This is a genomic window from Nostoc sp. (assembly GCF_036917155.1).
In the GTDB taxonomy this organism is placed as follows: domain Bacteria; phylum Cyanobacteriota; class Cyanobacteriia; order Cyanobacteriales; family Nostocaceae; genus Nostoc.
This window is the reverse complement of sequence record NZ_JBALDZ010000004.1, coordinates 1-13,546: the sequence shown is the minus strand read 5'-3', so window position 1 is coordinate 13,546 and position 13,546 is coordinate 1. Positions and strand designations below refer to the sequence as shown.

The window sequence follows — 13,546 nt, the reverse complement described above, 5'->3', positions numbered from 1 at the left end:
TTTGCAACCCTTGCTACTTATAAATTATCTGGATCTACACCGAGCGATCGCAATCTTTGAGCCAATCGTTCAGCCCGTTGGTGTTCCTGTTCAGCCCGTTCTTCTGGAGTCAGAATCCAGTTACCTATAGCATCATACCAACGCAGCCATAAACCTGCTGTTTGCTGGTAGCGCCCCTGCCAAACCCCTAAACCTAATTGCAATTCCTCAAACCAAAACTTTTGTTCTGGAAGTGCTACTGCTTCATATCGCGTTGCTGTTAACTGAAACACTCGCAACTGATTTTGATAGCGGTCAAACACAATATAGTAAGGAATGCGTAAATTCTGTTCGTACACTTGCCATTTTGTCGGTGGCTTATTGGCATCCCTTAAGGTTTGTCCCAAATCTTCTGCTTCTGTACCCGGTGAGAGTAATTCAACCACTAAAAACGGTGCTATTCCCTCTTGCCAAACAACATAGCCCAGACGCATATCTTGTTGCTGTTGAGCGCGAGATACACCTAACACCAAAAACCAGTCTGGTCTTTTGTGCCATAGCCGATTACGGGCATCGTAATACAGATTTAAATCTGTGCCGATGAACATTTGCCCAGTTGGGTAGTTTAGGGGTTTACAGGTTTCCCTTAACAACTGAGGTTGGAAATCGTGGAATTCGTCCGGCAAACCAGGCTCCTCTGGGTCTTCACTAGGAAGATCATACATCGTCGGCATGGTTTCCCACGGTGGACGCGGATGAATTTGCTCAGGCGTATCTTGATCCTGTGGATCTTCGCTGGGCAGATCATACATCGTCGGCAGGACTTCGCTGGGGGGACGCGGTGGGTCAGTCTGGTACATGGCAGTCTCGATTGCCGGGAGTGTCTACTTTATTCTAGGGTGACGGCTGGCGATCACACTATATTTTGGGTGAATGAGGTATACCCCGGATTTTTCACCAGATTTATCATACCGAAGTGCAGAGGGCGTAGGGGCGGGTTCAGCGAGACATTCATGAATGATGGATCATATCTGTTAACCCGCCCCTACTGCTTGTGATAAATGAGGTATTACGAGGCACAACGGCGATCGCTCACTCTACATCCTAACTAAATCACATCTGCAAATGTCCTTTCCATCTTACGAAAATACCAAATCCCACTCACCAATAGTAAAACTACTAATCCCAAAGACAGCAAAAAACTGGGTAGATATAACTTCGACTCACCCCCTAAAATTGCCCAACGAAAACCATCAATTACTCCTACTATTGGATTCAGGGAGTATAACAACCGCCATTTTTCTGGAACAACACTGCTGCTAAATCCTACTGGCGAGATATACAAACCAAACTGCACAATAAACGGCACAATGTAACGAAAATCTCGATACTTTACATTTAAAGAAGCAAACCATAATCCTGCCCCCATTGAAGCAGCAAAGGCAATAGCAATAAACATTGGTAGTGTCAGAATTCGCCAACTGGGGACAAAGTTATACCAAGCCATTAACCCCAATAAAATCATCCCCGAAATCAAGAAGTCTACGAAGCTAACTACTACTGCACTTGTAGGTACAATTAAGCGGGGAAAATACACCTTGGAGATTAAATTGGCATTACCAATCAAACTGTTGCTGCATTCAGAGAGTGAGTTAGAGAAGAATTGCCAGGGTAACATCGCTGAAAATACCAAAATTGGATAAGGCGCACCCTGTGAAGGCAACTTTGCCAAGTGTCCGAACACTACTGTAAAAACTACCATAGTCAAAAACGGACGAATCAGTGCCCAAGCAATACCGATCGCAGTTTGCTTGTACCGCACCAAAATATCACGCCAAGCCAGAAAATAGAATAATTCTCTATAGCGCCATATATCTTTCCAATACTGCTGCTCTGTGCGTCCAGCTTCAATCACTAACTCCTGTTGGGAGACAATTTTTGGACTACTCATAGTTATTGATTGAGGATTAATATATCTCTTAACAAAATGGCACTAATAACACTTAAACCTCATCTATGTTGAAACCTAGAGTTTTTTAAAAGATATATTTATGTAGGTTGGGTGGAGTGAAACGCAACCCAACATTACCACCTTATTTATATTTATGTTGGGTTACGCTATCGCTGCACCCTACAAAACTACGGTTCTCAAGGTAGACGAGGTTTAACTCACAAACTGGAAACCTTTAAGACCTTGATAACCAACCTGTCTGGCACTCTTACGCGTGAACTCCCCAACAGAAGGGTTCCCCAGAGAATCAATCACTCCTGTTACTTGCTGCCATAGTTCTTGTGGTGCTACCGAAATTTCATAACTACGATCGCCACACTTGTGAATATGATACCAAGTTGTTTGTTGACACTCGTCACACCAAAAAGCCTCTAACCATTCCCCTTCTATAGGCACTGCGGTTTGATTCGCGACTAACATCAACGCATTCCGCCGACTCATCCCTCGTTGTTGTAATTGACCTGCTTGGTCAGCAAACATTTTATATTTCTGACTGACGCTATCGACATAGCAGCTATGAATGGGGCAATAAATAGCCCGTCGTTTGGAACGTTTCCGATTTCGGTCACACCTTTTCTGCAATTTCACCTCCTGTATAGACAAAAACTATGAGCAAGGAAGGCTGTGTTGGAGGGACTGAGATCAATAAGACCGTCGAAGCCCAACTCCTAAAAAATGCTGCAAAAATATTTAATTAATTCCAATGTCCTTACTTTACATCGCTTTGAGACATAGTTCTGATCTCATCAGAGAATAGTGCTTGCTGCAAAACATGTAAGTATTGTTGAGAGATAACTTTCGGTGTAAAGTGCGATCGCAAATACTGACGACCTGCTTTGCCCATCTGCTCTCCTATTTGTGGATCTCGATTGAGAAAGCGAATAAATTGCGCTAGACCTTGACCATCTCCATTGTCAAATGTACCACCACAGTTGGCTTCAGCCATCATTTCTCTAAGATATGAATTCTCGGAGCAAATTACTGCTATTGGTCGCCCAGAGGCTAAAGCTGAATATAGTTTGCTGGGAACAACTAAACCCTCTGTAATTGCATCTACACTCACTAGTGATAGATCGCAAGCTGTTAAGGAATAGGGTAGCACTTGCTTCTCTTGATAAGGTAGAAATGTAAAATTTTTCAGCCCCAACCGTTCCACTTCCATGATTAATTCATCGCGTTTAGCACCACCACCAATGCAAACAAACTGAATTGGCTCATCTTGTAGTTGCTTTGCAGCTTCCAACATAGTATCTATGTCATGGCAGCGCCCCATATTGCCAGAGTAGAGTACGGTGAATTTTTTCACTAAGTTATACTTCCAAGCAAACCAGTTTTCTCGTTTGGCAATGGGAACGATCGCTTCCGGGTTAGCCCAGCTGTGAATTACAGAAATTTTATCCGCTACTTCGGGACAATGCGCTATTATCTGTTGTTTCATCGCCGGACTAAGTACTATAATCCCCTTGGCCTTTAACCAAACCTGTTTGTTGATCCCACGCCACAAGCGCACTAACCAGTGACGCTTTGAAATTACGCCTAGTGCGATCGCAATATCAGGGTATAGGTCATAGAGTATGCAGATATATGGCAATCGGAACAAAATATAAGCCAGATATCCGATAACTGGCAAAAATGGGGGAGCTGTAGTTAGTAATAATATATTGTTGCGACGCCAAGCTCTGAGCAGATAGAGCATAGCACGTAAGGTATATAGAACTCCATTGACAGCCTTGCCACGAATCCTTCCCGGCCAGAGTTGAGCAGTGCGCGATCGCTGAATTCGGATTTGATCAGCCCATTCAACTGCTGCGGCCGTATCAGAACTAAATGCATATCCTGGCTGACTTGTAAAAACTTCAATATCCACCCCTTGGGGTCTTAACTGTTTTACTAGTTCCTCAATTAACTGTCCCGTAGCAGCATAATCTGGAGGAAAAAATTGGGTGATCACAGACAATTTAATTGATTGTTGACTTTTTACGAAAGGCTTATTATTCGTAGTATGTAACTCCGTGGAAACGGATTGCAAAAATTTCTGATTAATCCATTCATTAAGTCTCATAGGCTATATCCTAATCTGGAATAAAGAAAATATTTAATACCCCATCTGAATCAAGGTATTAAAGTTCTTAATTGATTTGAATATTAAATTTTCGAGCGGTAATGAATTATTCTTCAGCTAATTCTAGGCTACTCTAGAGAGTAGTAAAACTGACTAACTGAATATTGACTCTTTTTAGTTTTTATGCGTATTTCGCTACAAATACTGGAACACAACAAGGTTTCAGAGATGCCTAAGATCAACAAACTATTTGATAATGTCAATATCTTTGCGAAAATAAGAGGCTACAGTAATTTTGGCAAAAATTCTCTATACATAAACATTTAGCGTACAAGGTAGCTGAGACTGCCAGAACCTTTATGCTGTGAGCAATAAGTTAAAAAAACCTTGTGGAAAACCTGAAAGTAATTTTTAGGACTTATTGTTTTTGCCAAACCTTAGAGAACAGCGAGTTAATAGTGGAGGCGTCATCAGATCACGCTCGTAAATTGGCGAAAGTATTGAGTGTAGATAAGATTTTCCTGTAGTAGTGGGTCACCTTTCAAATTACACATAATTCTATAGTTAGAGTTTTTACTATCTACCTTGATTTACGTGTAGTTCTTTTTCCACAAACACAATATCATGTTTAAATACTGAATCCTCAGCTTCATGAAAACTTTATATTACACGATGTATCTATGTAAAATCTTTATAAAATAGAAATTTCTATTATTTATTGCGTTGCACGACTTGCATTGATTAAAAATATGGCGAAGAATCATTGTTTAGCTAAGTCTATTAATGACGCATCTTGGTATCAGTTCCGTGTCTGGATTGAGTACTTTGCAAAGGTATTTAAGAGAGTGACGGTTGCGGTTAATCCGCAATATACAAGCCAGGAATGCTCTAGCTGCGGTGAAGTTGTTAAGAAAACTCTATCTACCAGGACACATGTTTGTAAATGTGGTTGTGTCATGGATAGAGATGAAAACGCAGCCTTAATTATCCTTAGTCGGGGATTGGAATAGGGCATACCGGAACCTTTGCACTTGATGCTCTTCCCCGCTTGGGGAGATGAAACCTCTACTCAAATTGGTGAAAACCTGTTTGAGCAAGTTATGTCTTAGATTCAAGAATCCCCGTCGCTTCAGCGCGGGGAGTCTCAAGGACTGTATTCAAGAACAAATACCGGACTTTTAGTATAAGTTTATCTAATCAATCTTAATGCTTATATCTAAAAGCTGCCTCACTGAAGCATTGAAAACCCTTTATACTAATCCTGTCCAGTGTATTATCAAATATTAACTGCATGATGGAGAATTATTCTTCCCAATCCTCCAGTTCGGATCACGGTAATAATTCTGTGCCTCCATTTCCTCAAAATCAACTTGTTCCGTGGGCTGAGGAACAAGAAGACGACTGGAGCTTTCAAGAATTTCTAAGTATTTTGCGGCGACGAGCGCTACTTATGACAAGTGTAACGATTGCTGTAATGACACTTGCAGTGATTAACTTAATGGTAAACCGGAAGCCTCCAGAATATGAAGGTAGTTTTCAAATGCTAGTGGAACCTGTAAATGATGACACCAAATCTGTGGATGTTGTCAAAGAACCTAACTCACAGCAGTCTAGTCTAGATTATGACAGCCAAATTCAGGTTCTTAAGAGTCCTGAACTGTTGAGAAGCACTCTTAAACAGTTGCAAGCCTCCTATCCAGAAATCAACTATTATTCTCTTATCGAATCTCTGAAAATTAATCAGTTAGAAAAAACCAAGATTATAGAAGTTCGTTATCAAAGTAGCAATCCAAAGCAGACTCAAGTTGTATTGGAACGAATTGCTGAGAATTACTTAGACTACAGCCAAGTTAGGAGGCAAACAAAGTTACGTCAGGGGGTTCAGTTTGTTGAAAAACAATTACCATTTATACAAAATCGGGTCGATCAGATCCAAAAAGAATTGCAAGTTTTTCGACAAAAGTACAGTTTTAACGACCCAGAAACCCAAGCAACCCAAATTGCTTCACAATCTGCTGAATTTTCTCAACAAAAACAAACAGTTGATCTACAGTTAGCCCAAACTCGTGCTAATTTTGCTATCATCAAAGGAAAAAATGGAGCAACGACAACGCTGAACAATGCTCCTTTATATCAACAATTGATTACTCAAATACGCCAATTTGATGTTCAGATTGCTATAGAATCAACTCGTTTGCAAGACGATAACCCAACTATTAAAGCATTGAAAGAAAAACGAGCTAATCTTCTACCTTTGCTACGTCAAGAGTCAGAGCGCTTATTGGGTGTAAAGTTTGCCGAAGTAGCAACACAGCTTCAGACCTTAGAAGTACAAAGCCAAGAACTTGCCAAAATAGGACGGAACCTTGCAAAACGACGTAACGAACTGCCAGTTTTAACACGACAATACACTGAATTGCAGCGCAAATTACAAATTGCTACAGAGAGTTTAAATCGTTTTCTATCAACCCGCGAAAATCTCCAAATTGAAATATCGCAAACAGAGCTTGGTTGGCAATTACTTCAAGCACCAACTACGCCAGATATTCCTATTTCTTCCTTTACTACCCAACGTAATTTTATCCTGGGATTAGTTGCAAGCATACTCTCAGGAGTTGGTATTGTCTTACTTGTAGAAAAGTTAGATAATACCTACCATACTGTTGATGAAATTAAAAAAAAGCTCAAACAGCCATTGTTAGGAAATATTCCTTTTGAAAAGCAAGTTCAAACTAAGCAAAATCGTGCTTCTAATCAAAAGATTCCCTTAGCAAGTATACCAAATTCTCTTTCTCAGGGAGTTGCTAGTTTGGCTGTTTTACCAGATCAAGAATATGGTGACTCTTCTTCCAACTTTTCAGAAGCCTTACGGGTACTTTATACAAATATTCAACTACTCAGTTCCGATCGCCCGATTCGCTCCATAGTTATTAGTTCAGCTATGCCTGGTGATGGTAAGTCTACGGTTGCCCTCCATCTAGCTCAAATAGCTACAGCAATGGGGCAACGAGTCCTACTTGTAGATGCCGATCTTCGTAAATCCACAATTCACGACCTATCAAATTTAAATAATCTATGGGGATTAAGTAATTTAATTTCTACAAACTTGCCAGTGGGAGAAGTAACACGACAACTACCTTCCATGAGCCAATTATCTATAATCACTGCTGGGCCAATACCACCCGATCCCGCAAAGTTGCTCTCATCTCAAAAAATGAAGCAACTAATGGCAGATTTTCATAACAGTTTTGACCTAGTGATTTATGATGTCCCTCCCTTGGTGGGATTAGCCGATGCTAGCCTGATAGCACCCCACACGGATGGGCTTTTGATAGTAGTCAGGATTAACAAAACAAATTCCTCAATGCTAAAAGTAGCTTTAGATAACCTGAAAATTTCTCGGTTGAATATATTAGGCATAGTTGGTAATGCTCAGAAAAGTACCAGCAATAGTTATTATTAAACCTCCGGGGTACTAATACAGTTCAGTTAAGCATTTGTCTCTTCTCTCAGTGCCCTCTGCGTCTCTGTGGTAGCCTGCGGCAAGCCGCTCCGCGTCTCAATACTGTTCGGTTAAGGCAAGAGACGCGATGAATCGCCGTCTCTACAATAATCAGTCTTTTGTAGAGACGGCGATTTATCGCGTCTTTCTAATAGACATCTGGTGAAAATGAATGTAGAGACGTAGCAGTGCTACGTCTCTACAAGGATTCTGGATAACGCATATTTAATTTCTGGAGATGTCTAATGATTTATCGCATCTTTAGTTATCTAAAATTTTCATCAAAAAACCTTAACCAAACCGTATTGCTCCGCGTCTACGTTAAAAAAATTGACTTTGACAAAGGGTTTTAGTCTTAACTGAACCGTATTGATTTATAGTCTGTAGGCTAATTTGCCAAGGCGTTGCTTGCTAAAGAAGAGAGAAATCCACACACCTTTCTACCAACAGTGACTTTAACTCATTTGTTAGACTGAACACACCAGGATTTTTCAGTCAAATCTCTGAACTACGCCAGCAGACGAGGCTACCCATGCTTACAAGTACGCTACTTCTCTCGAATCAACTTCCCACCCTCCAATATTCCTCCACACCAGAGCGTTTCGATGAAACCTGGGAAGCCCCCCTGGCTACCCTCCTGGGATTAGGACGCGCCGCTGGCGCTGACTTCATCGAATTATTTTTAGAACGTCGTAACTATATTAGTTCTCTTGCAGAAGACGACGCCATCACCAGTATTTCACCCAGTCTATCTACAGGCGCGGGAGTCAGAGTATTTCGTGGCAAAGCTGACTGCTACGTTAGCACCAATGACCTTTCGTTTTCCGGTTTGAAAGCAGCCTTAGAAAAAGGTCTTTCTATCTTGGGATTACAACTACCCACAGCGAAGGCTTTCATCCCAGAAATTAACCTGGAATTATTGAGAGACTACGCCACCAAAAGAGGTAAAGATGCCTGGCTACCAGTATGTAGTTCCATCCGAGAAATGGGAGAAATCCTCCTTGAGGGTACTGCCAACCTGAAGCAAAAAGCTAGTCACGTCCAATCGCGGCGTGCTACCTATTTCCGAGATTGGCAAGAAGTTTTAATCGCCGCCAGTGATGGTACTTTTGCCCGTGATATCCGCCTCACTCAGTCAGTAGGATTTAACCTATTGTGTGCTGATGGTGCTAATCGTACCTCAATTGGCGATCGCGCAGGTAATACTAGCGATGCCAACTTCTTGAGAACTTGGGATTCTCAACAAGCTGCTGAGAAAATAGCAGAATCGGCTGGAAAAATGCTCTATGCAGATTACGTGGAATCGGGTACTTACCCCATCATTATGGCCAATCACTTTGGCGGCGTAATCTTCCACGAAGCTTGTGGACACCTGCTAGAAACTACCCAAATCGAACGCAATACCTCTCCCTTTGCTGACAAAAAAGGCGAAAAAATTGCCCACGAAAGTTTGACAGCCTGGGATGAGGGGCGCTCTGAAAATGCCTTCGGGACAATTGACATGGATGACGAAGGTATGCCTGCTCAAAGAACCCTATTAATTGAAAAAGGCGTTCTCAAAAACTTCTTAGCAGATAGAACAGGTTCTACGCGCACCGGACACCCCAGAACAGGAAGTGGACGCCGCCAAAATTATACTTTTGCCGCCGCTAGCCGGATGCGGAATACTTATATCGATTCTGGCGAATACACCATTGATGAATTATTTGCCTCTGTTGATAAAGGCATTTACTGCAAAAAGATGGGTGGCGGTAGCGTTGGTGCTACAGGTCAATTTAACTTCAGTGTTGATGAAGCTTATTTGATTGAAAATGGCAAAATCACTAAACCTTTAAAGGGAGCAATTCTCATCGGTGAAGCCAAGGAAATTATGAATAAAATTTCCTTATGTTCTCAAGATTTGGAAATTGCACCAGGCTTTTGTGGTTCCGTTAGTGGCAGTATTTACACCACAGTTGGACAACCCCATATCAAGGTTGATTCTATTACCGTCGGTGGAAGATAGATAAGAATTATGGATTTGAGATTTTGGATTTTGGATTGTGAATGATTAGGATATTATGTCAATAAAAAACTGTGAGACAAATATTAAGTCATCAGCTAAACCACATCTACTTTGCATAATATTCAATTGTACATTTATTGTGGGTGGGTGTCTCGCCTGCCCAGGAAGTACAAATAAACTTGATTATGTGGAAAAGCTTAACATCCAAAATCCAAAATCTAATCTTCAAAATAAAATCGCTTCCCAATACTGTTCGGTTAAGGCAAGAGACGCGATAAATCGCCGTCTCTACAATAATCAGTTCTTCGTCTTGACGGTGATTTATCGCGTCTTTGTGATCTAGAATTTTCATCAAAAAACCTTAACCGAACCGTATTGAATCGCTTCCAATTCAAAATCTAAAATCTAAAATCAACTATGCCAAATATCAATGAGATTGCAAATTCTGCCAAGGACAATGCTGAGAAGCTTGGCATTAAGAAATTCGACATTTATGGCTCAACAGTAGATGATACTAGCGTGCAAGTAGACCAAGGTGAGCCAAAACAAGTTAAAGCTTCAAATCGTTCTGGTGTTACTGTTCGTGTCTGGAATGAAGATAATACAATGGGTGTCACCAGCACCACAGATGTAGACCCCAAGGGACTAGAACTAGCTTTAAAAACTGCTTATGAAGCTAGTTTTTTTGGTGTTAAAGAAAATGTTCCTGATTTTAGTCCAGAGGCTACTGTTCCTATCCCAAATAAACCTCAGGATAAATCACCCCAAGCACCCGTTGCTGAACTTATAGAAAAATTGTTAGTAGCTGAGAAAGAATTACTAGCAGCGCATCCAGCAATTAAAGGTGTACCTTATAATGGTTTGTCACAAAGAGATGTTGACAGATTCTATCTTAATAGCGACGGTGCAGTGAGGACTGAATCTCACTCTTTGGCATCAGTTTATCTTTACAGCAAAACTGAGGAAGAAGGAAAAAAACCGCGCAGTGCAGGCGCTTTTAGAATCAACCAAAGTTTAGATAATCTAGATATTAATGGTTGCATCAAAGAAACTGCTGATAAAACTATCAGCCACTTGAACTATGAAAAAATCAAAACTGGCAAATATCGAGTTGTTTTCTCAGCGGAAGCTTTCTTAAGTCTATTGGGTGGTTTTTCTAACTTATTCAATGCCCAAAGTATTTTAGACAATCAAAGCCTATCAACTCCTGATGATTTAGGAAAGCAAATTGCTTCTCCTCTACTTTCAGTTTATGATGATGCCCTTCACCCAGCTAACATCGGTGCAGAAAGTTTTGATGGCGAAGGAACTCCTACTCGTCAGATTTCGCTGATTGAAAATGGCATTTTAACGGGATTTCTCCATAGTGCAGGCACTGCTAAAAGGTTAAATGCCCAGCCAACGGGTAATGCCAGTATTGGTGCAAAAGTCAGCGTCAGTCCCAACTTTTATCACGTTTTTTCAACAGCAACTCCTGAGCAAGAGTTGAGCTTAGAAACGGCTGAGAATGTGATTCTTATCGATGATTTACAAGCTCTCCATGCTGGAGTTAAAGCCTTGCAGGGTTCCTTTTCTTTGCCGTTTGATGGTTGGCTAGTTAACAAGGGTGTTAAGACGAGTATTGAGTCAGCAACAGTTGCTGGCGATTTCTTAGAACTCTTGAAGTCAATTATTTATGTAGAAAAAGAGCCAGAGTTAACGCCAGGTGGAGTTTGCCCGAAAATCTGGGTTAATGAACTGTCGATTACTGGTGAGTAAAAGTTAGTATTTGGGCAATACCTACCATCATCAAATAGTGGGTATTGCTCATGTATATTTTTAACAAATTGGTATTGATGTTCTCACTTTCCAGTCCCAACCTATTTATGATTAGCTTTCCAAGTTGCCAAATCGGTTAAAGAGCGATCGCGGTAACGTCCGTAACGCTCTGGTTTACTTTTGATTTTCACTCCTAAATCGGGAAAAATCCCAAAGTTGGGCGGCATTGGTTGGAAATGCTTGGGCGAAGCGGAACTAATAAATTCTAATAACGCACCCATCATTGTTGTTGGTGGTAAAACTAAAGCTTCTTTACCCAAAGCTAACCGCGCTGCATTAATTCCCGCCAAACAGCCACCCGCAGCCGCAGCGGTGTAACCTTCAGTACCAATCAATTGTCCAGCAGCTAACAATGTCGGACGCGCTTTAAATTGCAAGGTAGGATGCATTAGCTGGGGAGCATTAATAAAAGTGTTGCGGTGCATCACTCCCAACCTCACAAACTCTGCTTTTTCCAAACTGGGAATTAACTGAAATATGCGCTTTTGCTCGCCCCAACGTAGGTTAGTTTGAAATCCTACCATATTCCATAGTTGACCGGCTTTGTCTTCTTGTCGCAACTGCACCACAGCATAAGGACGTTCCCCTGTGCGAGTATCTGACAATCCCACTGGTTTTAGGGGGCCGTAACGCATGGTATCTTCCCCCCGATGTGCTAATTCTTCTATGGGTAAACAAGCTTCAAAAAATTTCGCTGTTTCCCGTTCAAAACCCTTGAGTTCTATCTGTTCAGCTTTACAGAGTTCTTCTCGAAAATGCAAGTACTGCTCTTTATTCATTGGGCAGTTGAGATAAGCGGCTTCGCCTTTGTCATAACGTGATGCCATAAAAGCAATGTCACGGTTAATCGATTCGCCAACGATAATCGGACTCGCTGCATCGAAAAAGCTCAGGTATTCCATACCCGTAAAGCGGAGCAAATCTTCTGCTAAGTCGGGACTAGTTAAAGGCCCGGTTGCTAAAACCACAATTCCTTCGGGAATCGCAGACACTTCACCCCGACGAAATTCAATTAAAGGATGGCTAGCTAAAGTTTCAGTCAAGTCTTGGCCAAATTGTCCCCGATCTACGGCTAGCGCCCCACCAGCCGGAACGGCGTGTTCATCAGCTTTGGAGATGACGATAGAACCTAGTTGGCGTAACTCTTCGTGCAATAATCCCGCCGCGCGATCGCTTGCCATTGCCCCAAAGGAATTACTACACACTAGTTCTGCTAAATGTTCTGTATGATGAGCAGGACTAAATCGCTTTGGACGCATTTCATGCAGAATTACTGGCACTCCAGCCTGAGCTATTTGCCACGCTGCTTCTGTCCCAGCTAGTCCACCTCCAATTACTTGTATCGGCTGTTTTTCCATAGTTAAATTTTTAATTCCCATATATATAAGTATCCATCAGCATCACAGAAGTAAAATATTTTTAGTACATTTGTACTAGAAATACTGCTACAATGCCTTACAAGTCAGCTAGCCTTGCTTGAGGTAGTAGTATGAAAAAAATTCAAAACACGGACAAAAAGCCCATTTTGGTGAAAGTTTTACTGTTGCAGCCGACATCTGTAACTACTGCGATAGTGCCATTGCAACCCCAAGAGGAAAAAATCATCAGTGAACGGGAGCGTTTAATCACCCAAGTTGAACGCATTAATCAGATGGCAGGGGAGTTAGAAGCAGCGATATTGGAGTTGAAAGCGATCGCTAACACACTGAATACTCAAAAACGTTACCCAGTCCTAAATCAGGATGCATACAAAAATATTTGTCAGTATTTCGCAGTTAGCGTCCCTTGGGTGAAACGAAAGCCTGATGAATCATTTGTTTTGACAACGCGAAGAGTTGATTTATTCCGAGCCGAAAGGGAAGCCGCACTCTTAGCACAGCAACTTCGTCAGCAAACCAAAAAAAGATTAGCATCGCAGCGACACAGAAAAAACAAGAGTGGCGCTAAGGCTGACACCAAATGCTTGTTCAAAAAGGTATTAGTTAACAAATCTTAAAATTATCGACATTCAACGGCATCTCACCCTTGAGGTTGTAGCAGTTATGCTGATTGAAGTGGTGGAAAGAACTTCTTTATGAACTACCTCTAGCTGGCTTCGCCTGAGCTAGAGGTTTCTACATCCTCTAACCTGTTTTTAGGAAAGTTGCTTTGAGATTTCTGACGCTTCTT

General features: G+C 41.5%; 10 protein-coding genes and 1 pseudogene. 5 read left to right on the top strand and 6 right to left on the bottom strand.

Annotated elements, in window-relative coordinates; all coding sequences use genetic code 11:
• Window positions 1-17 precede the first annotated feature (17 nt).
• From V7K67_RS00185 to V7K67_RS00170, 4 genes are all read right to left on the bottom strand, one after another.
• Entirely contained in the window at window positions 18-839 is an 822-nt protein-coding gene (locus V7K67_RS00185) for a Uma2 family endonuclease (RefSeq protein WP_335164735.1), read from the bottom strand.
• 248 nt (window positions 840-1,087) lie between these two features.
• Window positions 1,088-1,930, bottom strand: coding sequence for an ABC transporter permease (locus V7K67_RS00180; RefSeq protein ID WP_335164733.1), 843 nt, complete (start codon window positions 1,928-1,930; stop codon window positions 1,088-1,090).
• Window positions 1,931-2,143: 213 nt separating this feature from the next.
• Complete coding sequence (locus V7K67_RS00175; RefSeq protein WP_334730944.1) at window positions 2,144-2,572, bottom strand: hypothetical protein; 429 nt, start codon at window positions 2,570-2,572, stop codon at window positions 2,144-2,146.
• A 127-nt stretch (window positions 2,573-2,699) separates the two neighbouring features.
• Window positions 2,700-4,052 (bottom strand): glycosyltransferase family 4 protein, encoded by a 1,353-nt coding sequence (locus tag V7K67_RS00170; RefSeq protein ID WP_335164731.1) that lies wholly within the window; start codon window positions 4,050-4,052, stop codon window positions 2,700-2,702.
• A 740-nt stretch (window positions 4,053-4,792) separates the two neighbouring features.
• Here V7K67_RS00170 and V7K67_RS00165 point away from each other — a divergent pair.
• The 3 genes and pseudogenes from V7K67_RS00165 to V7K67_RS00155 all read left to right on the top strand — a co-directional run.
• Window positions 4,793-5,161 (top strand): annotated as a pseudogene (locus V7K67_RS00165) (RNA-guided endonuclease InsQ/TnpB family protein); the annotation flags it as partial.
• A 185-nt stretch (window positions 5,162-5,346) separates the two neighbouring features.
• Window positions 5,347-7,515, top strand: a complete 2,169-nt coding sequence (locus tag V7K67_RS00160) for a GumC family protein (protein ID WP_335164769.1) — start codon at window positions 5,347-5,349, stop codon at window positions 7,513-7,515.
• A gap of 571 nt (window positions 7,516-8,086) precedes the next feature.
• On the top strand, window positions 8,087-9,559 hold the full coding sequence (locus tag V7K67_RS00155; protein WP_334709446.1) for a TldD/PmbA family protein: 1,473 nt from the start codon (window positions 8,087-8,089) through the stop codon (window positions 9,557-9,559).
• 106 nt (window positions 9,560-9,665) lie between these two features.
• Here the strand turns inward: V7K67_RS00155 and V7K67_RS00150 are convergent, their stop codons facing one another.
• Window positions 9,666-9,911: a hypothetical protein gene (locus tag V7K67_RS00150; protein ID WP_334730946.1), complete on the bottom strand. Its 246-nt coding sequence runs from the start codon at window positions 9,909-9,911 to the stop codon at window positions 9,666-9,668.
• A 65-nt stretch (window positions 9,912-9,976) separates the two neighbouring features.
• Between V7K67_RS00150 and V7K67_RS00145 the strand changes: the two genes are divergently transcribed.
• Entirely contained in the window at window positions 9,977-11,317 is a 1,341-nt protein-coding gene (locus V7K67_RS00145; protein WP_335164728.1) for a TldD/PmbA family protein, read from the top strand.
• Between the two features lie 101 nt (window positions 11,318-11,418).
• Here the strand turns inward: V7K67_RS00145 and trmFO are convergent, their stop codons facing one another.
• Entirely contained in the window at window positions 11,419-12,735 is a 1,317-nt protein-coding gene (gene trmFO, locus V7K67_RS00140) for an FADH(2)-oxidizing methylenetetrahydrofolate--tRNA-(uracil(54)-C(5))-methyltransferase TrmFO (RefSeq protein WP_334709447.1), read from the bottom strand.
• 131 nt (window positions 12,736-12,866) lie between these two features.
• On the opposite strand from trmFO, the gene V7K67_RS00135 reads away from it, so the two are divergent.
• Window positions 12,867-13,373 carry a hypothetical protein gene (locus tag V7K67_RS00135; RefSeq protein WP_335164726.1) on the top strand — a complete coding sequence of 169 codons (507 nt, stop codon included), beginning with the start codon at window positions 12,867-12,869 and terminating at the stop codon, window positions 13,371-13,373.
• Window positions 13,374-13,546 lie beyond the last annotated feature (173 nt).